Genomic DNA, 22,582 nt, shown 5'->3' on the forward strand with positions numbered 1-22,582 from the left:
GTTTATCGCGGTTCTGTTTATCGCGACAAAGGGCCGGGTCTGATGATCCGGCCCTTTCGCGTGGGTCTGTTCACGCCAGCCACGATGTGGCGGGCCCCCGCCCTGCCGGCGACACGGAATCTCCGCGCGTCAGGGCCGGGAGCCGGCGTCCCGGCCCTGACCGCGTCTCAGGATTCGATCAAGCTCTTGGGGCGGAGGTCCGTCCAGTTCGCCTCGATGTAGTCGAGGCAGTCCTGGCGTGCGCCGGGGCCGTGGACGACTGCCCACCCGGCCGGAACGTCCACGAAGTCGGGCCACAGGCTGTGCTGGCCTTCATCGTTGACCAGGACGGTGTAGACGCCGTCGGGATCCTCGAAGGGGTTGGTGCTCATATCGGGTTTCCTTCCTTGTCAATCTGGGTGGCATGGTTCACCAGGGCTTCGAGTGCCCGGAACCAGGACTGTGCGAGGTCTGTGACCGCCTCCTCGGAAAGCACGCGGGAGGCGTACGTCCAGCTGACGGCCAGTTCCGGGCCGGTCGCCAGGTCTTCGGTGAGGGCGTTGACCGTGAGGGCGTGCGACATCGGCAGGCCGGGGTGGTCGACGAGTTCGACGGCCTCGGGAGCCCACGACCAGTCGGTCCCCTCGGGGAGCCCGAATCGGCCCAGGTAGTTGAACTGGATCCACGGCTGGTTGAATCGAGCCAGCTCGGGGCCGGTTCCCGGGTTGAGGTGACGCAACAGACCATGGCCGGCGCCTTCCGATGGAAGCGCGGCGAGCCCGTCCCTGACCCGGGTGACCGCCTGGCCGAGCGGAAGCCCGGCGATATCCAGCCGTACAGGAACGACGCTGGTGAACCAGCCGACGGTCCTGGACAAGTCGGTGTCCCCGGCCCGCCCGTGAGCCTCCAGGTCCACCAGGACGTCCTGAACCCCCCGCCACTCCATGACCGCCCGTGCCAGCGCGGTCAGCAGCACATCGTTGACGGTTCCGCCGAGTTCGGCGGGAACCCGGCTGAGCAGCGGTTCCGTCCAGCGGGCAGGCAGCGTCAGGCTGACGTGACGAGCGGTGCCCGCGACATCGACGGACGGATCCAGCGATAGATCATGATCCGGCCGGCCTGAACTGTCACGCATGGGCGCACCATCCGGAACGGCGGGTCGGCCGGACAGGACTGATACCCACAGGGCCAGCTCGTCCTCGGTTGACGGGTCGGTGGCTCGTTCGAGGAGGTTCTGGGACCAGCGGTAGAAGGGGGTTTCCACTGGCTCCAGGGGTGTGCCGTGCCAGGCGGCGGCCAGATCGGGCAGGAGAATGCGCCAGGAGACGCCGTCGACCGCGAAGTGGTGGATGAGCAGGAGGAGGCGTCCCGGGCGGGCGGGGCCCATGTCGTACCAGACGGCGCGGACCATGTCGCCTGTGTCGGGGTTGAGGGTTGCCATGGCTTGTTCCGCGTGGGCGATGATGACCTCGGCGGACAGGGATTCGCAGGGGATTCGGGTGAGCCAGGTGGCCGCGTCCGTGGTTTCGGGTACGCGGAGGATCCACGTGCCCGAGCGGTCGAGGCGGGCACGGAGCATGTCGTGGCGGTCGGCCAAGGTTTGCAGTATGGCGACCAGGCGGGATTCGTCGAGGTCCGGTGGAGTCTGGACGAGAGCGGACTGGTGGTAGCCGTCGATCGGGCCGCCTCGTTCCCGGAGAGCGTGCATGATCGGCGTCAGCGGCACGAGCTGTTCGGTTTCGCGGGCGACGACACCGGCGATACCGGCGACCGTGCGGTGCCGGAAGACCTGTCGCGGGGTGAGCGGGAAACCGGCGGATCTGGCCCGGCTGATCAGTCGCATGGCGAGGATGCTGTCGCCGCCGTGGGCGAAGAAGTCATCGTCCGCGCCGATGACAGGCAAACCGAGAATCTCAGCGAAGATCGCCGCCAAAGCCTGCTCGGTCTCCCCTTCGGCCGGGCGCCCGGCGATGGTGAAGTCGGGCGCGGGCAGCGCGTTGCGGTCAAGTTTGCCGTTGGGCAGCAGCGGGAGCGCCTCCAGTGCCACCACGGCGGCCGGGACCATGTACTCGGGCAGCACGGCGGCGGCCGTCGCCCGCAGCTCCGCCGGATTGACGGTGTGGTCATCCGCGGGGACCACGTAGGCGACCAGATGCCGCACACCCGGACGGTCCTCCCGGGCGACCACCACGGCCTGCGCGACCTGCCCGGCCCGTTCGAGGACCGCCTCGATCTCGGCGGGTTCGATGCGGAATCCACGGATCTTGAGCTGATCGTCGGCCCGGCCGCCGTATTCGAGCTGACCGTCCGCGTTCCAGCGGGCCAGATCGCCAGTGCGATACATCCGGTGGCCGGCGGGTCCGTACGGATCGGCGGTGAAACGCTCGGCGGTCAGGCCGGCCCGGCCGAGATAGCCACGCGCCAGACCGGGTCCGGACAGGTAGAGCTCGCCGGTCACCCCAGGTGGAACCGGGCGCAGCGCGGCGTCCAGCACGTATGCCCGGGTGTTGCCGACCGGGCGGCCGACAGTGGGGTGATCGCTGTCGGAAACCCGGGCGATCAACGCGTCCACGGTGGCCTCGGTCGGGCCGTACAGGTTGACGGCCTCGGTGGAGCGGAGACCGGCCAGCTCCGACCAGAGCGAAACGGGGACGGCCTCACCGCCGACGCCGACGATCGCGAGCGGGCATTCGCCGTCCCGGATCAGTCCCGATTCGGCCATCTGGGCGAGGAAGGACGGGGTGACCTCGATAAAGTCGATCTTCTGGGCCCGGATGGCGGCGGCCAGCAAGTCCGGATCGCGGCGGGTTTCGTCGTCCATGACGTGCAGTGCGTGACCGTCCAGAAGCCAGAGCTGCGGCTGCCAGGACGCGTCGAAGGAGAACGACCAGGCGTGCCCGACCCTCAGATGACGCCGGCCGGTACGGCGTTTGGCCACATCATGGAGCATGCGACGGTGGCTGTGGAACAGGTTGATCACACCGCTGTGGCTGATCACGACGCCCTTGGGCTTGCCGGTCGACCCCGAGGTGTAGATGACGTAAGCCGGGTTTCTGGGATCGATCGGGACGTCAAGATCGCCTCCGTCGAGTGCCGCGGTTTCCACGGTGTCGATGTGGATCTGCGGCACATCGCCGGGCAGCGCAGTGCCGGCGGTGGCGAGGGCAAGTGATGGCCGGGCGTCGTCGAGCATGTCACGGACACGGCCGCTCGGCAGGTCCGCGTCCACCGGCAGGTAGGCGGCGCCCGACTTGAGCACGGCGAGGATGGCGAGGATGTAGTCGGCGGTGCGCGGCAGCGAGAGCGCCACGATCTCCTCCGGACCGGCCCCGTGCTCGACCAGCAGCCTGGCCAGCCTGTTGGCCCGCTCGTTCAGTTCGGCGAACGTCCAGGTGACCGGCCCCGCCACGACGGCGATCGCGTCCGGCGAGGCCGCGACCTGCGCCTCGAAGACGGCTGGAACGGTGCTGACCTCGCCGGGGACGGCGGTGTCGTTCCACACCTCCAGGATGGTGTGGCGATCATCCCGGGTAAGGATGTCGACGCTCCCGACCGGCTGCCCCGGATCGGCGATCATCGCCTCGAAGACGCGGACCATGGAGTCGCCCAAGCGCTCGGCCGTGACCCGGTCGAACAGGTCCGGCCGGTATTCGGCGGTCAGCGACAGCCGCTCCCCTGGCTCGACCGCCCACGTGAACGGGTAGTGGGTGGAGTCCTGATGATCGCGCACGCTCAGCCGCAGGCCCTCCTCCGGCTCTCCGGCGTCCGGATAGGACTCGAAGACCATCAGCGTGTCGAACAATTCGCCGAGCCCGGCCTGCCGCTGGATGTCGGCGAGGCCCAGGTGCTGATGCTCGATCAGCGCGGACTGCTCGTTCTGGATCCGCTCCAGGTAGCCGGAGATCGGCTCGCTCTCCCGGAGCCGGACCCTGACCGGGACAGTGTTGATGAACAGGCCGATCATCGCCTCCACGCCGGGCAGCTCCGGCGGCCGTCCGGCCACGGTCGCACCGAACACGACATCATCACGTCCGGTGAACCTGGAGAGCACGATGCTCCATGCTCCTTGAACGAGCGTGTTGAGGGTGAGGCCGCGGCTCCTCGCGAGCGTGACGAGGGCGCCGGTCAGTTCGCGGCCGAGCAATGTGGTGATCGTCTCGGGCACCGCCGGAACGCGGTTGGGGTCAGCGGGCACCAGGTGGGTGGGCCCATCCAGCCCTGCGAGCGCACGCCCCCACGCGGTTTCCGAAGCCCGGACGTCCTGGCGGGCAAGCCACCTGAGGTAATCCCGATAAGGCGGTACGTCGGCCAGCCGGGTGCCCGCATACAGTTCGGCGAGTTCCCGCATGAGCGGCGGCATCGACCAGCCGTCCAGCAACAGATGCTGGTGGGAGAACACGAGCCGGTACCGCTCCGGTCCAACCCGCGCCAGCAGCATCCGCAGCAACGGCGCCGCCTCCGGCCGGAACCGGCGACGTTCCTGCGCGAGATAGTCCTCCCATCGCTCATCCACCTGGGCATCATCGGGTGACCCTGCCGACGCATCCGAGAGATCGATCTGCCGCCAGGGCAGTGTGACATCGCGTGCGATGACGGCGACCGGCCGCCCGGTCGACAGGTACCGGAAACCTGCCCGCAGGTTCTCATGCCGGTCGAGCAGCTTCTGTCCGGCCGCGCGCAGCCGGTCGGGGTCGAGCGGACCTTCGATGTCATACGACACCTGCACGGTGTACACGTCCGGTCCCGAGTCCAATGAGGCGTGGAAAAGCAGCCCGGCCTGCAGCGGGGAGACCGGCAGGACGTCGGCTCCCACTGGCACTTCGGCGCGTTCCTCCGCCGAGAGCTCGATGAGCGCTCCCTGACCGTCGCCCTCGAAATCGCTGAGCGCTGTCGCGACTTCCGCCAGCGCGGCGGCGGTCCGATACCGGAAGACGTCCTTCGGCGTGATCACGAGCCCGGCGCTCCGGATACGGCTCACCAGTTGCATGGCGACGATGCTGTCCCCGCCGAGGGCGAAGAAATCGTCTGCCACGCCCACCCGCTCCAGCCCCAGCATGCCGGCGATCAGCTCGACCATGAGCTGCTCACGCGGTGTCCTGGGCAGCGTCGTGGTGACCTCGGCGGTGAAGTCCACTGCGGGAAGTGCCTTACGGTCGAGCTTCCCGTTCACGGTAACCGGCAGGGCTTCGAGCTGCACGAATGCCGCCGGCACCATGTGCTCCGGCAGAACCTCCGCCGCATGAGCCCGCAGATCGGATCTGAACCCGGCGCCGCCGGGCCGATCCTCGCCGTCCGTACCGGTATCCGGGCGACGCTCGTCGCCCGCGCCGAGCTCGGACTTGGGCACGACGTACGCGATCAAGCGCTGGTCCTGGGCGATGACGGTGGCGTGTGCGACGCCCTCATGCTGGGCCAGCACGCTTTCGATCTCCCCGAGTTCGATGCGGAAGCCCCGGATCTTCACCTGATCGTCGGCGCGGCCGAGGAAGTCGAGTGAGCCGTCCGGGTTCCATCGGGCGAGGTCCCCGGTACGGTACATCCGTGTTCCGGCGGGGCCGTACGGGTCGGCGATGAAACGTTCGGCGGTGAGGCCGGGGCGGGCCAGGTAGCCGCGTGCGAGTTGCACACCGGCCAGGTAGAGCTCGCCCACGGCTCCGGGTGGGACCGGCCGGAGGTCGGCGTCCAGGATGTATGTCCTGGTGTTCCAGACGGGTTTGCCGATTGGCACATCGGTGGAACCCGGGTGGATCTCGATGGCGGTCACGTCCACGGAGGCCTCGGTCGGGCCGTAGAGGTTGTGCAGTCCGGCGTCGAGCACCTGGTGGAATCTCGCGGCGAGCACGGCCGGGAGGGATTCGCCGCTGCACATCACCTGCCGCAGTGTCGAGCAATCGCGTGCGGTGGGTTCCTCAAGGAACGCCCGCAGCATCGACGGCACGAAATGGGTGGTGGTGATCGCTTCGGCCTGGATGAGGCCGGCGAGGTAGGCGGGGTCGCGATGGCCGTCGGGACGGGCGACGACCAAGGCCGCACCTGTGATCAACGGCCAGAAGAACTCCCAGACGGACACGTCGAAGCTGGACGGCGTCTTCTGCAGCACACGGTCGCCTGCCGTCAGCCGGTATGTGTCCTGCATCCAGAGCAGCCGGTTGACGATGCCTTCCTGCGGGACGACCACGCCCTTCGGACGCCCTGTCGAACCCGACGTGTAGATGACGTAAGCGGGATGCCGCGGATCATATGTCTCCGGCAGGTCACCCAGCGGACCCTCCGGGATTCCATCCCGGAGCACGCATACCGGGCCGGAGTCTCGCAGCATGAACGCCAGGCGTTCCTCCGGATAGTCGGGGTCCAGCGGCAGATACGCCGCCCCCGCCCGATGCGTGGCCAGCAAGGCGACCACCAGGTCGACCGACCGGGGCAGCGCGACGGCGACGGTACGCTCCGGCCCGGCGCCCATGCCCGCCAGCACCCTGGCCGCCGTCTCCACCCGTTGGTCGAGCTCCGCGTACGTCAGCCGCTGATCCTCGAAAACGAGAGCCGGCGCATCCGGCGTCCTGGCCGCTTGCGCCCGGAACAGTTCGGGGAGCGTGGTACCCGGCACCGGCTGTTTGGTGTCGTTCCAGCTGTTCAGTACCAGTTCGCGTTCGTCGTCGACGAGCACATCCAGGCCGCTGACCGGCCGATCCGGATCGGCTGTCACCTGCTCCAGCAGCTTCACCAGCCGCCGACCCATCCGCTCCGCCGTCACCTCGTCGAACAGATCGGAGCTGAACTCGATCCAACCCTCCAGAACATCGCCGCGCTCGATGAAGTCGAAACTGAGATCGAACTTGGCCGTCTCCTGACCCAGCGGCTCGGGCGCCACCCCCAGCCCCGGCAGATCCAGCGTGCCGTCCTGATCGCTCAGATAGACGACCATCACCTGGAACAACGGATGCCGCGCCAGCGACCTGACCGGATTCACCGCCTCCACCAGCCGCTCGAACGGCAGATCCTGATGCTCATAGGCGGCCAGATCCGTCTCCCGAACCCGCCCCAGCAACTCCGCGAACGTCGGCGCCCCGGAAACATCGGTCCGCAGCACGAGCGAGTTGATGAAGAAACCGATCAGATCTTCCAGATTCTCCTCGCCCCGCCCCGAGATCGGCGTGCCGAGCGGGATATCGTCACCCGCGCCGAGCCGGTGCAGCAACGCCGCCACCGCGGCCTGCGTGACCATGAACATGCTGACCCCATGGGCCCGGGCCAGCGCCCGCAACCCCCCGACCAGGCCAGGTTCGACGGTCAGCCCGACCGCACCACCCCGATAGCTGGCCTCACTCGGACGAGGCCGATCCACCGGCAACGGCAGCTCATCGGGAAGCCCCGCAAGCGCCCGCCGCCAGTAGTCCAGCTGGACATCCTGCGTGCTCTCCAGCGAATCCCGAGCCCACTGGGCGTAGTCGACATACTGCACCGGCAACGGCGCCCAACCGGGTGCCCTGCCCTCCCGCCGCGCCTGATACGCCTCGGCCAGATCCCGCCGCAACGGCAGATCCGACCACTCATCAGCGGCGATGTGATGCACCACCAGCAACAGCACATGCTCCCGCTCCCCCACCCGGAACACCGAAGCCCTGACCGGCACCTCCCGATCCAGCTCAAACCCACGCCCAGCCGCCGCAGCCAGCATCCCGGCCAGATCACGCACCCGGCCCTGATACCCGACCCCAAGCCCATCAGCCGAACCAGGCTCCCCGGCCAGGTCACGCTCCTCGCCCTGGCTCGCCAATCCACGCCCGGCCACCGGAGCAATCTCGCCCGCCGGACCGTGTCCCCTGCCCTGACGCTCCGCCCCGTGCTCTGCCTCCGAATCGAGGGCACCAGCCGAATGATCCGCTTCGCCATCCGGCCTGGGCTCGCCCTGGTGGTCGAACTGCCCGGCTGGCACGTCTTGCTCGACGTTCTCCACTTTGAGAACGACCCCGGCCTGCTCGGGCGTGAGCACCAGCTGATAAGCCTGCCCATCCCGTTCAGGGAAAACCGTCCGCAGGCTCTCATGCCGCGCCACCACATCCTGAAGCGCCACCTCCAGCGCGACCACATCCAGCTCACCGGTCAGCCGCCAAGCCATCGGAATGTTGTAAGTGGCATCCGGACCCTCCAGCCGATGCAACACCCACAGCCGCTGCTGCGCGAGGGACAAAGCCGGAAACTCAGGCCGCACCTCCAGCCGCGCCGGGCCAGGCCGCACCTGACCCCCTTGACGCAACCGCACGACAAGCCGCTCCGGAGTGGGCGCCTCAAAGACTTCACGCAGCGAAACCTCCGCACCCAAAACGGTACGAACCCGGCTGACCAGACGCATCGCCAGCAACGAGTGACCACCCAGCGCGAAGAAATCCGCATCCACTCCCACCCGCTCAACACCGAGAACAGCGGCGAACAACTCGCACATGATCTCTTCACGGGCGTCCCTGGGCCGCCGGCCAGCGGTGGAGACGTACGCGTCCGGGGTGGGCAGCGACCTGCGGTCCAGCTTCCCGCTGATCGACCGAGGGAGTGCGGCGAGTTCGACGAAGGCTCCCGGCACCAGGTGCTCCGGCACGCGTGCCGCGATGTAGGCGCGTAGTTCGTCGGCGTCGATCTGGGCGCCGACGACATACGCGACCAGTCGCCGTACTCCGGGTGTGTCTTCGCGGATGACGACGGCGGCCTGAGTGATGGCGGGATGACCGCGCAGGATGGTCTCGATCTCGCCGGGTTCGATCCGGAAGCCGCGCAGTTTGACCTGATCGTCTGCCCGGCCGACGAAGTCGAGAGTGCCGTCGACGCGGCGGCGGACCAGGTCACCGGTGCGATACAGCCGCCCCCCGGGTTCACCGAAGGGGTCGGCGACAAACCGTTCCGCCGTCAGCGCGGGACGGCCGAGGTAGCCGCGGGCGAGCCCTTCGCCGGACAGGTAAAGCTCGCCGGGAACTCCGGCCGGGGTGGGCTGCAGGGTCGCGTCCAGGACGTGTGCCCGGGTATTGGCGATCGGGGCGGCCCATTCGCGGGGGCCGTGCCAGCCGTAGGCGTCGACGGCGCATTCCGTCGGGCCGTACAGATCGTGCACGACCGTGTTCGGGAGGGCGCACAGTCTGGCCCAGAGTTCGGGCGAGGTGGCCTCGCCGCCGACCGCGAGGACCTTCGGCAGGTAGCCGTCCAGGAAGCCGTGGTGGATGAGTTCTTGCAGGTAGGTGGGGGTGAGGTCGATGAAGCCGAGCTCGTGGTCTGTCACGTAGTCGAGCAGCGCGGCCGGGTCGGTCATGGTGCGCTCGTCCAGAACATGCAGTTCGTGACCGGCGAGGAGCCAGAGCAGCGGCTCCCACGAACCGTCGAAACTGAACGAAGCCGCGTGCATCGCCCGCAGCACCCCCGGCCCAGCCGGATCGATGATGTCAACCCGATGCGACCCGAACAGGTTGCTCAGCCCTCGGTGCGTCCCGATGACGCCCTTCGGCATCCCAGTCGAACCCGACGTGTAGATGACATAAGCGGCGGAGTCCGGCGGCACGGACACGGGCGCGAGTCTCCCGCCGGGTTCGAGATCGTCGAGCGTGACCGAGCCGGGCAGGTCCAGATCGCCCGTGCTGAGAACGCATGCCGCACCCGTGTCGTCGAGCATGTACCGCAGGCGTTCCACCGGATATGCGGGGTCCAATGGCAGATATGCGGCGCCCGCGGCGAGCACGCCGAGAATAGCCGGAACCATCTCCGACCTGGGCAAAGCCAGGCCGACCACGTCCTCGAACCCGATCCCCCGTTGCTTGAGCATGCGGGCGATGCTGTCAGCGCGTACCGACAATTCCGCGAAGGTCAATCGCTCACTGCCGGTGACCAGAGCGGTCTGATGGGGTTTGTTCCAGGCGGCTTCGGCGAACAATTCCGGCACACTGCGCCGCTCGATCGGCCGCTCGGTGTCGTTCCAGCTGTTCAGGCGCTCTGCCGTGGTGAGAACCGAGAATCTGCTGATGGGAATCTCGGTTTCCACCGCCAAGTTTCCGAGCAGGGCGACGGCGCGCTTGGCGAGCGCCTGCGCGGTGCCTGGATCGCACCGATCGGTCGCGTATTCCAGGAGCAGGGTGATGTCGGAGACATGGTCGACGAACGTGAAGTCGAGGTCGAATTTGGCGGTCTCGATCCGGGTCGGCCACCACTCGGTGGCCAGGCCGAGCACGTCGGGGTCGCCATCCGGGCGGTAGTGGTAGCCCAGCATCACCTGAAATAGCGGGTTACGTCCGGGCACGCGGGGCGGGTTGATCGTCTCGACGAGGCGCTCGAAGGGCAGGTCCTGATGCTCGAACGCGGCCAGGTCGGCGTCCTTGATCCGGGCCAGCAGCTGGGCGAACGTCGGATCGCCGGAGAGATCGGCACGCAGCACCAGGGTGTTCACGAAGAACCCGACCAGGTCGTCCAGGTTCTCGTCGGTCCGTCCGGCGATCGGCGCACCGAGTGGAATGTCGTCTCCCGCGCCCATCCGGTGCAGCAGCGCCGCGACACCCGCTTGGAGAACCATGAACATGCTGGTCCCGGTTTCGGCGGAGAGGGCACGCAGTGCGCGAGCCGTACCGTCCGGCAGTTCTGCCCGGACCAGCCCGCCGCGGCCGTCCGGGGTGGCCGGCCTGGGGCGGTCGAGCGGCAGCGGGATCTCCTCGGGCAGGTCGTCCAGAACGCGGGTCCAGAACGCGAGCTGCCGTTCGCCGTCCCCGGCCAGGAGGCCGCTCTGCCAGAGCGTGTAGTCGGCGTATTGCACCGGCAGCGGCGCCCACCCAGGTTCGTTGCCGTTCTTCCTGGCCTGGTAAGCGATGTCCAGATCCGCGAGGAACGGCCGGTCGGACCATTCGTCGGTGGCGATGTGATGCAGCACGATCGCGACAACGTGATCGTCCGCCGCGACCCTGAGCACATCCGCCCGTACCGGCATCTCCGCGGCCAGATCGAATGGCCGCTGGACCGCTTCCCGGACCCGTTCGTCGAGCAGTTCCGGCGGGCAGTCCTGGACCGCGAAGCCCGGCTCGCCGTCCAGGATCAGCTGGTACGGCTCGCCCTCGTGCTCGGCGAAGACCGTGCGCAGCGTTTCATGCCGGCGGGCGACATCGGCCAGCGCCAGCCGTAACGCGTTCAGGTCCAATTCGCCGCGGAGTCGTACGACCAGCGGGAAATGGTAGGCGTCGCCGCCGCTGAGCCGCTCGGCCAGCCACAACCGCCGCTGGGCGGCCGACACCGGGACACGATCCGGGCGATCGGCCACCGCCGTCACGGGCGGCCGGGCGGGCTTGCCCGCCTCCGCGCGCACGGCCAGCTGCGCGGGCGTTGGCGCCTCGAACAGGTCGCGGATGGCGAGTTCGGCGCCGAGTTCGACCCTGGCCCGGCTGATCAGCCGGGTCGCCAGGAGCGAATGACCGCCGAGGTCGAAGAAGCTGTCCTCGGCGCCCGCCGAGGGAAGCGCGAGAACCTCGGCGAAGAGGCGGCAGAGCACTTCTTCCAGCGGGGTGCGCGGGCCGCGCCCGGTCGAGGTCACGACCGGCTCGGCGTCGGGAAGCGCGGCGATGTCGAGTTTCCCGTTGTCGTTCATGGGAAGCCGGTCGAGCACGACGAAGGCGCCCGGAACCATGTAGTCGGGTAGCTCTTGCCGGAGTTCGTCCCGGACTCTGGCCACCAGGCCGCCGGCCTGCCGGCCCGCCGCGGGAGCGTTCGTGTAAGGGGCGATACCTCCTCCCGGCCGATACAGCCCGGAAGTGACGCGGACCTCGCCGCGGACGAAGACCGCCTCAAACCTGCCGAACTCCGCGGACCAGGTGGTGAGCACCTGATATCCCTCCGCGTTTGCGACTTCCCGCAGCTCCTGGGGCGTAACACCGGCAAACGGGACACCCCGCTCGGTTCCAATCCGCCCATCCGGGACACCGGTCAGGCGCAGCGCGTTTTTGTCGGTGGGGCCGTGCACGATGTCCGCGTGTTCACCCAGCTCAGGGCTCCAGGCCCGCAGCAGCGCCGCCAGCCGATCCCGCCAGCGCGAGTCCGGCTCGGGCTCCTCGCCCTCGCGTGGCGAGGCCTCTTCTGCCGCAGGCGCGTGGTCGTGCAGTTCGAGCAGGGTCCGCCAGTCGAGGGTGGGTTCGTCGCCGAGGCGGAGGTCGGGGGCGTCGTCGTAGAGGACGACGTCGTAGCGGTAACGGGTGAGTTCGTTGTGGTGCCGTCCGCCCTTGGTGCGCACGTCGACGCCACGGCCGAGGGTGGTGAAGTAGTCGGGGTCGACCAGGAGCTCCTTCTCCAGGGCCAGGCCTCGGTCGGCGGCCCGCCGGATCTGGTGGGGGGTGGCCTCCGGCGTGGCGCGGGTCAGCTGAACAGCCGTGTGGAAGGTCCGGGCCGTGCGCAGGTCACGGACGTCACCGATGAACAAGGCGCCGCCGCGGGCCAGCAGGGGCATCGCGCCCTCGATGACCTCGGTGAGGTGGTCGGCGCTGGGGAAGTACTGGATGACCGAGTTGATGATGATCGTGTCGAAGTAGCCCGCAGGCAGGCCGTCGGTCGCGTCCGCGGGCTGGCAGCGCAACGTGACCTTGGCCGCCAGGGCCGGGTCGCGGCCCAGGTCCTCGCCGAGCTTGCGGATCACGGGGGCGGCCAGATCCGTCGCCCAGTACGCCTCCGCCTCCGGGGCCAGCTGGGACAGGAGCAGGCCGGAGCCGACGCCGATCTCCAGGACGCGGCGGGGGCGCAGCGCTCTGATCCGGGCGACCGTCTCCGCCCGCCACTCCCGCATGTGCTCGATCGGGATGGGGGCGCCGTCGTAGCTGCTGTCCCAGCCCGCGAAGTCCTCGGTGAAGACGGCGGTGTCGATCCGCTCGTACTCGTCGGAGTAGATTTCCCGCCATTCGCCGATCTGGGCGAGTTCGGCGGATTCCCGCTCCTGGCCGGTGAGTTCGGCGGGCACGAGGTAGGCGACCAGCCGCTGCCCGCCCGCGGGGTCGTCGCGGGCGATGACGGCGGCTTGGGCGACATCGGGGCGGCGGGTGAGCGCGGTCTCGATCTCACCGGGCTCGACCCGGTGGCCTCGGATCTTAACCTGGTCGTCGGTACGCCCCAGGAAGTCGAGGTTGCCGTCCGGGCGGCGGCGGACCAGGTCGCCGGTGCGGTAGAGGCGTTCGCCGGGCTGGCCGTACGGGTCGGCGACGAAACGTTCGGCGGTCAGGGCCGGGCGGCCGAGGTAGCCGCGGGCCAGGCCGATTCCCGCGATGTAGAGCTCGCCGGGGACGCCGTCGGGAACCGGGCGCAGCCAGCCGTCCAGGATGTGCGCGCGGGTGCCCCGGATGGGCCGGCCGACCGTGGAGGTGGCGCTGTCGTGGGTGCCGCCGCCGAGCGTGTTGATCGTGTACTCGGTGGGGCCGTACAGGTTGTAGCCGTAGGTGCCGTCGGTGTCGCGCAGCTTGCTCCACAGCGTTTCCGGCACGGCCTCGCCGCCGAGCAGCACGAGCGGAGGGCGATGCCCGGCCAGCAGCCCTTCCTCGATGAGCAGGTGGGCGTAGGTCGGGGTGACGTTGACGACGTCCACCCGGTGCCTCTCGCAGTAGGCGACCAGGGCCTGCGCGTCGCGGCGGAGCTCCTCGTCGCACACGTGCACCTCATGGCCTTCGACCAGCCAGAGCAGTTCCTCCCACGACATGTCGAACGCGAACGACACGGTATGCGCGATGCGCAGCCGCCGCCCGCCCGCCGACGCGACCGCCGGGTCGAAGATCTCCTGCTGATGGTTGATCTGCATGTTGGTCAGCCCGCGGTAGGGGGTGACCACTCCCTTCGGCCGCCCGGTGGATCCGGAGGTGTAGATCACGTACGCGGGATGTTCCAAGCTGAACGCCGGACGTTCCGCCTCGGTGATCGGCCCGGCGGGCAGCGCGGCCAGGCCGGTCTCCACCTCATCGAGCAGGATCCGCGGCATGTCCCCGGCCAGCCGGGCCGACACCGCCGTGGTCGAAAGCAGGAACAGGGGCCGCGCGTCGGCGAGCATCGCGGCCAGCCGGTCGTCGGGGTAGTCCAACTCCAGCGGGAGGTAGGCGGCTCCGGTGCGGAGCACGGCGAACAGCGCCGCCACCATGTCGATCGATCGCGGCAGCCCCAGCGCGACGATTCGCTCCGGCCCGGCGCCCTGGGCCAGCATCAGCCGGGCCAGGCGGTTGATCCGGGCGTCGAGTTCCGCGTAGGTGACCTTCTGGTCGCCGAATACCAGCGCGAGCGCGCCGGGGGTGCGCGCGGCCTGGGTGGCGAGCAGGTCGGCGATGGTCTCCTCGGGGACCGGGACCCGGCTGGGCTCCCATTCGCGCTCCAGCGCGGCGCGCTCGCCGGGGAGCAGCGGGTCGAGGCTGCCGACCGGCGCGTGCAGGTCGTCGGTGAGCCGCTCAAGCAGCAGGGCGAAGCGGTCGAGCAGGGTCCGTGCCCGCGCCTGGCCGATCAGATCCGGGCGGTGGGCGAGGGTGACCTTGAGGTTGCGGCCCGGAGTCACGATGAGGTTGACCGGGTAGTGGGTGGCGTCCACGTTGGCGACGGCGGTCGCGCCGTACCGGTCGTGGAGTTCGGCGAGGCGGTCCTCGGTGTCGGCGTCGCGCAGCACGAACAGGGTGTCGAACAGCCTGCGATGGCCGGTCTCGGCCTGGACGACCCCGAGACCGAGGTACTCGTACGGCATGAGCGCGAGCCGCTCACCCTGAATGCGGCGGAGCAGGGCGAGGACCGATTCGGCTGGGTCGAAGGTGACGCGGGCCGGGACGGTGTTGAGGAACATGCCGATGACGTTCTCGACCTCGGGCACCTCGCTGGGGCGCCCGGCCACGGTCGTGCCGAACACCACGTCGGTGCGGCCGGTCGCGCTCGCCAGCACCAGCGCCCAGGCGGCGTTCAGCACCGTGTTGAGGGTGAGGCCGTTGGCCCTGGTGGCCGCGCGCAGCCGATCGGTGAGCTCGGCGGGCAGCTCGGTGTCGAGGCTGTCCGGGATGACGGGTTCCTTGCCCGCCTCGGCGAGCAGGGTCGGTTCGGCGAGACCGTCGAGGGCGGCCCGCCAGGCGCGGGTGGCGACGGCTGCGTCCTGGGCCGCCAGCCAGGTGAGGTAGTCGCGGTAGCTGCCCGGGGGCGGGAGGGCGCGGTCGTCGCCGGTCGCGTACAGGGCGAAGAGCTGGGCGAAGAAGAGCCAGGCCGACCAGCCGTCCCACAGCAGCAGGTGGCGGCCGACGACCAGCCGGTCTCCCCGGTCTTCGCCGAGCCGGATCAGGAGCAGGCGGAACAGCAGCGGCCGGGCCGGGTCGAACCGGCGGGTGCGCTCGTCCGCGATCACCTCGGCCATCCGGGCGTCCCGCTCGTCCTCCGGCAGGCGGGACAGGTCGACGACGTCCAGCGGGATCTCCGGGTCGGTCACGATGAACTGCACCGGCTGGCGCAGGCCTTCGCTGGTGAACCCGGCGCGCAGGCTGGGGTTGCGGCCGAGCAGCGCGCGGACCGCGTGGCGCAGCCGGTCGGCGTCGAGCGAGGTGGCGAAGTCGAAGGATTCGTGGACGGTGTAGACGTCCAGGGCTCCGTCGTCGTAGGTGGCGTGGAAGAAGAGGCCTTCCTGCAGGGGTGCCAGCGGCCAGATGTCGGCCACCGCGCCGAGCCGGCGCACCCGATCGGTCTCCTCGGCGGTGAGGGAGAACGTGTCGGCGGCGGGAGCGGCCGCCGCGACGACGGGAGCGGTCGCCGCCAGGGCAGCCGGAGTCCGGTGTTCGAAGACGTCGCGCGGGCTCAGGTCGAGCCCGGCCCGGCGGGCCCGGCTGGAGACGCCGATGGAGCTGATGCTGTCGCCGCCGAGCAGGAAGAAGTCGTCGTCGGCGCTGACCCCGGGCAGCTTCAGCACGGCCGCGAAGATCTCGGCGAGCAGCTGTTCGCGTGGGCTGCTGGGAGCCCGGCCGCCGGTCTGGGTCCCCGTGGGGGCGGGCAGGGCGTCACGGTCGAGCTTTCCGCTGGGGCTCAGCGGCAGGTCGTCCATGAGCACGTACGCGGTGGGCACCATGGCCGGGGGCAGCGCGGCCTCCAGCGACTCCCGCAGGGCGATCTCGGCCGGGCGCGCCCCACCGGCCGGAACCAGGTAGGCGACAAGGGACGCGCCGTGCACGGTCACCGCAGCGCGGGCGACCTCGGGCAGGCGGACCAGCGCGGCCTCGATTTCACCGAGTTCGATGCGGTTCCCGCGCAGTTTGATCTGGCGGTCGGTGCGTCCGAGGTAGTCGATCGTGCCGTCCTCGCGGCGGCTGACCAGGTCGCCGGTCCGGTACATGCGGGTGCCCGGCTCGCCGTACGGGTCGGCGACGAAACGCTCCGCGGTCAAGCCTGGGCGGGCGTGGTATCCGCGGGCGAGTTGCACACCGCTCAGGTGGAGCTCGCCGGGGACTCCGGCGGGGACGGGCCGCAGGCAGAGGTCCAGGACGCGAAGCCCGGTGTTCCAGACCGGGCGGCCGATGGGAACCACCGTGCGCTGGTCTTGGAGACGCTGGTCGGCAGGAGATTGCCCGTGTGTGGTTTGACCATTCTTGGGCTGATCCGGCAGAGACTGATCGCCCGGGCGGTTTGGGCGGTCAGGCGCAGTGCCGTCGGTCGAGGTGCGGCTGAGTATGTTCCCGCATGGGTGGTAGGTCACGTCCACCGCGGCTTCGGTGGGGCCGTACAGGTTGTGCAGGGGCGCACCGGTCAGGGCCAGCCAGCGGGTCGCGGCCGAATTCAGCAGCGCCTCGCCGCTGCTGAACACCCGGCGCAGGCTCGCCGCCCAGCTCGGGTCGGTGGTGATCTCGTCGGCCGCCAGGAACGCCTCCAGCATCGACGGCACGAAATGCATCGTCGTGACGCGCTGCTCACGGATCAGCCCGGCCAGGTAGGCGGGATCCTGATGCCCGCCCGGCTTGGCGAAGACGACGGCCGCACCTTCGCACAACGCCCAGAAGAACTCCCAGACGCTCACGTCGAACCCGGCCGGGGTCTTCTGCAGCACCCGATCGTCGGCGGCGAGACCGTACTCGGCCCGCATCCACGCCAGCCGGTTGACGATCGCCCGGTGGGTGACGACAACGCCCTTGGGCCGTCCGGTCGAACCCGAGGTGTAGATCAGGTAAGCGGGGTGGTCCGGCCCAGCCGCCTCGGTCTCGGATCGGGCCTTGTTCGCAGCGGTCTCCGCCGTGATCTGGCCGCGGCAGTCGGGCACTTCCAGTGCGGCGAATTCGACGATGTCAGGGGTGTCCATCACCAGGCGGGTGAGTCCCGACGTCTCGGGGAGCCGGGATATGGCCGCCGTGGTGGTCACGATGGTGCGGGCCCCGGAGTCGGCCAGCATGTAGGCGACCCGGTCGGCGGGGTAGTCCAAGTCCAGGGGGAGGTAGGCGGCGCCGGACTTGAGGACCGCGAGAAGGGCGACCATCAGGTCGGCCGATCGGGGCACGGCCACCGCGACGACTTGCTCTGGGCGGGCTCCGGCGGCGCGGAGGTGGCGCGCGAGGGTTTCGGCGCGAGCGTCGAGTTCGGCGTAGGTGAGGTGATCGCCGTCGTAGATGACGGCGGTGGCGTGGGGGGTTCTGGCCGCTTGCGCGGCGAAAGCCGCGGCCAGGGTGGTCTCGGCGACGGCCACGGACGCCCCGGTGGGGTGGGCGGTGGCCAGTTCTTCGTGGGAGAGCAGGTCGAGGCTCGACACGGTCTGGGACGGGTCCGCGGCGATCACGCGGAGGATGCGTACGAGGCGGTCGGCGATGCCGCGCACGGCGGTGGAACCGAGCCGCTGGGCGTGGTACTTGAGGACGAGGTCGAGGCGGCGGCCCGGCTTCACGATGAGAGCCAGCGGGTAATGCACGGTGTCGTGGAACGCGTGGCCGGTGATCCGGACGGTTCCCGACGGGTCGGTGAGGTTGGCTTCCGCCGGATAGTTCTCGAACACCACGAGAGTGTCGAACAAGTCGCCGCCGCCGGAGTGACCGGCCAGCCGGTGGAGTTCGGCCAGGCCGAGGTGCTGGTGGTCGAGCAGGGCGGTCTGCTCCTCCTGCAGGCGTGCCAGCAGTTCGCCCAGAGTCGAGGCGGGACGCCACCGGAATCGGGTGGGCAGCGTGTTGATGAACAGGCCGACCATGGATTCGACGCCCTCGACTTCGGCGTCCCGCCCCGAGACGGTGGTGCCGAACACCACGTCCTCCTGGCCCGCCGACCGTCCTACCAGCAGGCCCCAGGCGGTCTGGACGAGCGTGCCCAGGGTGACACCGTGCTCCCTGGCCCGGCCGGCGAGCCGGGCGGTGACGTCCTCGCCCAACTCGACCCGGACCTGTCCGGGCACCGGAGCGCCGGGGGCGATCGGGCTGGTGAGCATACGCGTGGGCGCGTCGATCCCCGCCAGCGCGCCCGCCCAGACCTGCCGGGCGGCCACCTTGTCCCGCTCCCCCAGCCGCCGCAGATGTGCTCGGTACGGCGTGACGCCCGGCAGTTCCCCGGAGGTCCCGTAAAGCGCGAGCAGCTCTCGATGCAGCACGGGCAGGGACCAGCCGTCCGCGACGATGTGGTGGAAGGTCAGCACCAGGCGGCTCGATTCGGGCCCGACCCGGAGCAGCGCGCAGCGAACGAGCGGGGGGCTGCCCAGATCGAAGGGTTCCGCCCGCTCCTCAGCCGCGACGGCGGCCACCGGCACCCCTTCGACCTCACGCCAGGGAAGCTCCAGCCCGGCCGCGATGATCTGCAGCGGCCGCCCGTCAGGGCCGAGCCGGAAGCAGGCGCGCAGCGGCGCGTGCCGCTGCAGCAGCAGCTGCGCCGCTTGCCGCAACGCCGGGCCGTCGACCGGCCCGGTCAGCTCGATGACCTGCTGCACGACATAGGCGTCCGCGTCGGCGCCGTCGACCAGCGAGTGGAAGAAGAATCCCTCCTGGAGCGGGCTCAGCGGCAGCAGTTCCTCCACCACCACCGGATGCTCGCCCTGCACCCGGGCGAGGTCCGTTTCCGCCAGCACCACCAGCGGTCCGGCGATCTCCTCGGCGTCGACACGATCCACCGCGACCGCCGCGAGGGCGGCCACCGTGCGGTGGCGGAACACGTCCCTGGAAGTCAGCCGCAGCCCCGCCGCACGCGCCCCGACGAGCAGCCGGATCGCGGTGATGCTGTCCCCGCCGAGCGCGAAGAAATCGTCGTCGATGGTCGCGGTCTCCACGGCGAGCACCTGCGCGTACAACCGGCACAGCAGCTCTTCCCGGGGATCGCGCGGGGCGCGCCCGGAGCTCAGGGCGCCATAGTCGGGAGCCGGGAGGGCCGATGCGTCGATCTTGCCGCTCGACGTGACCGGAATCCGGTCGATAGGGACGAACGCGGCCGGGACCATATAGTCCGGCAGCCACTCGGTGGTATATGCCCGCAGCGTCCGCATCAGGGCGGCGACATCACGGAACGGCGCGGGTGTGTTGGCGAGCGGTGCGATACCGCTGGGCCGGTACAGCGGCCCAGCGACCGCGAATGTTCCGGTATAACTGTCCGTCTCGCCCGCGAAGCGGCCGGTGCCGTCAACCCGTCCGCCGTGGCGGAAGATCACATCGAGGCTGCCGTCGTCGGCATGGCCGGTCCACGTGACGGTCAATCGGTAGCCGAGCCGCCCGGCCAGCGCGTACAGAGTCTCGGGGTCGGGCCCGGGAAGGGCAGCGGCGGAGCGGCTGTCATCCTGAATGGAGCCGAGGGCCGCCAAATCGTCGGCCAAGCGGACGTTGGGGATGCCGGTCACCCGCAGTTGGGCACGGCCGCCGGCCAGATGCGCGTCCAAGGCCGGAAGGCCGCCAAGGGCGGCCCAGCTGATCTCGAAAGTGTCCGGGGCAAGGACGATCGCGCCAGAATCGCCGGGATCCGGCAGCGCGACAGCCGGGGCCAAGGTCCGGCGGAGGACCACGTCGTAGCGGTAGCGGGTGAGTTCGTTGTGATACTTGCCGCGTTTGATCCGGATGTCCGCGGTAAGTCCCGGAAGGGCGGCGAAGTAGTCGGGGTCGAGGAGGAGCTCGCCTTCCCAGACGATCGAACGGTCGACGGCGGTGCGCAGTGCCTGCTTGTCGGCGGCGGTTACCTCGGCGGAGGTGCGGCGAGTTTCGACGGCGGCGCGGAGGCAGCGGAGCAGGCGGAGGTTCCGGACATCGCCGATGAACAGGACGCCGCCGGGGGCGAGCAGGGCGGAGGCCTGGCGGATGACCTTGGTCAGGTAGTCGGCGCTCGGGAAGTACTGTGCGACCGAGTTGATGATGATCGTGTCAAAGGAGGCCTCGGGGAGCCCGGTCATATCGTGGGCGGGCTGAGCGCGGAGTTCGACCCGGCCGGCCAAGTCGGAGGGCAGTTGGGCGCGCAGCGCGGTGACGGCCTCGGCGGAGAGGTCGGTTCCCCAGTAGTCCTCACAGACCGGGGCGATGCGGGACAGCAGCAGACCGCTGCCGACGCCGATCTCCAGCACGCGGCGGGGCCGCAGATCGAGGATGCGGGTCACGGTCGCGTCCCGCCATTCGCGCATCTCCTCCACGGGGATGGGGAGCCCGTCGTACATGCTGTTCCAGCCGGCGAAGTTCTCCTGGAAGTCATCGGTACCGGCCGCCTGGTAGAGCAGCTCGTGCAGGTCCTTCCAGTCGCCGACGCGTTCGATCTCGTCGCTTCCGCGCAAGGCGGGCACGACGTACGCGGCGAGCCGGCGGTCGCCGGGACGATCCTCGCGGACGACGACGGCGGCCTGGTCGACGGCCGGATGGCCGCGCAGGACCGATTCGATCTCGCCGGGCTCGATGCGGAAGCCGCGGATCTTGACCTGGGAGTCCGCCCGGCCCAGGAACTCCAGCCGTCCGTCCTGCCGCCAGCGGACCAGGTCGCCGGTGCGGTAGAGGCGCTCACCCGGCGCGCCGAACGGGTCGGCGACGAAGCGTTCCGCGGTGAGGCCGGGCCGTCCGAGGTATCCCCGGGCCAGGCCCGCGCCGCCCAGGTAGAGCTCACCGGTGACCCCGGCGGGAACTGGCTTGAGCCGGGCGTCCAGCACGTACGCCCGGGTGCCCGGGTCGGGCACGCCGATGGGCACGATCGACCCGGGTGCGATGTCAGGGTCGCAGAGACCGAGAGTGGAGTTCGTTGTGGCCTCGGTCGGGCCGTACGCGTTGAACATCATCCGGCCGCGGGCGTACCGGGCGACGAGTTCGGGCGAGACGCGTTCGGTTCCGGCGAGGAGTGTGGCGGTCGGCGGCAGGAGCACCTCGTCGGGCAGGGCGTCGAGCAGCGCCGGGGGGAGAATCATGAACGTGATGTCGTTGGCGGTCGCGTAGTCGGCGAGCGGGGCGCCGGGGACGCGGCGCTCGGACGGCACGACTACCAGGCGTCCGCCGGAGAGCAAGCCCAGGCAGAGGTCCCAGAAGGCGACGTCGAAACCGGGCGAGGCGAACTGCAGCACCCGGCTGTGCGGACCGATGCCGAAACGTTCGCGCTGGGTGGCGACCAGTTTGGCGACACCGGCATGCGAGAGCACCACGCCCTTGGGGCGACCAGTGGAGCCGGATGTATAGATGACATAGGCCGCGTTGCGGACATCCAGCCGGCCGCGATCGGCTTCGGTGGGATCGTGGCAGGGGTGGCCGGCCAGCTCACGTACCGTCTCGGGCGTGTCGAGCACCAGGACAGGCAGGCCGCCCACGTGCGAAGGTCCGTCCTCACGTGGAAGGCCATCCCCGCGTGGGATGTCGTCCACCATGTCCGTTGTCGTGACCAGGCAGGTCGGTGCGGCGTCGCCCAGCATGTAAGCGATTCGGTCCGGTGGGTAGTCGGTGTCCAGTGGCAGGTAGGCGGCACCGGACTTGAGGACGGCCACCTGGGCCACGATCAGCTCGGCCGACCGGGGCACGGCGAGACCGACGACCCGTTCGGGTCCGGCGCCTCGGGTGATCAGGGCGTGGGCCAGCCGGTTGGCGCGCTCGTCGAGTTCTGCGTAGGTGAGCCTGGTTTCCTCGAAGACCAGCGCGATCGAGTCCGGGCGCAGCCGCACTTGCTCGGCGAACATCTCAGGCCAGGTGAGCGGGGGCACCGAATGGCCGGTGGCGTTCCAGTCGAGCAGAATGCGCTGCCGCTCCTCGGGGCCGAGCAGCTCCAGTTCCCCGATCGCCGCCTCCGGCCGGTCCTGACCGGCCGCCAGCAGGTGAACGTAGTGCCCGAGCAGGTAATCGATGTCCGCGGCTTGGAACTGCCCGGCTCGGCTTCGCACCTGGACCTCGTCCGGCCCCACCTCGAGCGGAAGGTCCAGCACGCCAAGCCCTCGGACACCCTCGCCGACCGTCAGGACGACCGGTACGCCGCCCGGACATGTGATCTGCGCGCGCACCTCGGCGAAGCTCGTCTCGGAGGTGATCCGCAGGTGGAGGGGCAAGCCGTCATGCTCGATCGTGAGGTCGGTGCCGCCGCCGTAACGGTGCAGCAGGGCCGCGTACGCCGCGAGCGCTTCCTCCCTTTTCGGAGTACGGATGAGCTGCCGACGCCAGAACTCCATCGATTCCTCGATACCGGACACCGAAGACCAAGCCTCCCAGACTGTACGAACAGGCCC

At 69.8% G+C, this 22,582-nt stretch carries 2 protein-coding genes; both read right to left on the reverse strand.

Annotated elements, in window-relative coordinates; all coding sequences use genetic code 11:
• Positions 1-167: 167 nt before the first annotated feature.
• On the reverse strand, positions 168-371 hold the full coding sequence (locus tag ABGB08_RS35585; protein WP_347599734.1) for an MbtH family protein: 204 nt from the start codon (positions 369-371) through the stop codon (positions 168-170).
• The gene (locus ABGB08_RS35590; protein WP_347599737.1) at positions 368-22,525 is read right to left on the reverse strand and encodes a non-ribosomal peptide synthase/polyketide synthase; all 22,158 of its coding nucleotides are present in this window, start codon (positions 22,523-22,525) and stop codon (positions 368-370) included. Before ABGB08_RS35590 ends, ABGB08_RS35585 begins: the two co-directional genes overlap by 4 nt.
• Positions 22,526-22,582: the final 57 nt, after the last annotated feature.

The organism is Acrocarpospora sp. B8E8, assembly GCF_039871605.1.
In the GTDB taxonomy this organism is placed as follows: domain Bacteria; phylum Actinomycetota; class Actinomycetes; order Streptosporangiales; family Streptosporangiaceae; genus Acrocarpospora; species Acrocarpospora macrocephala.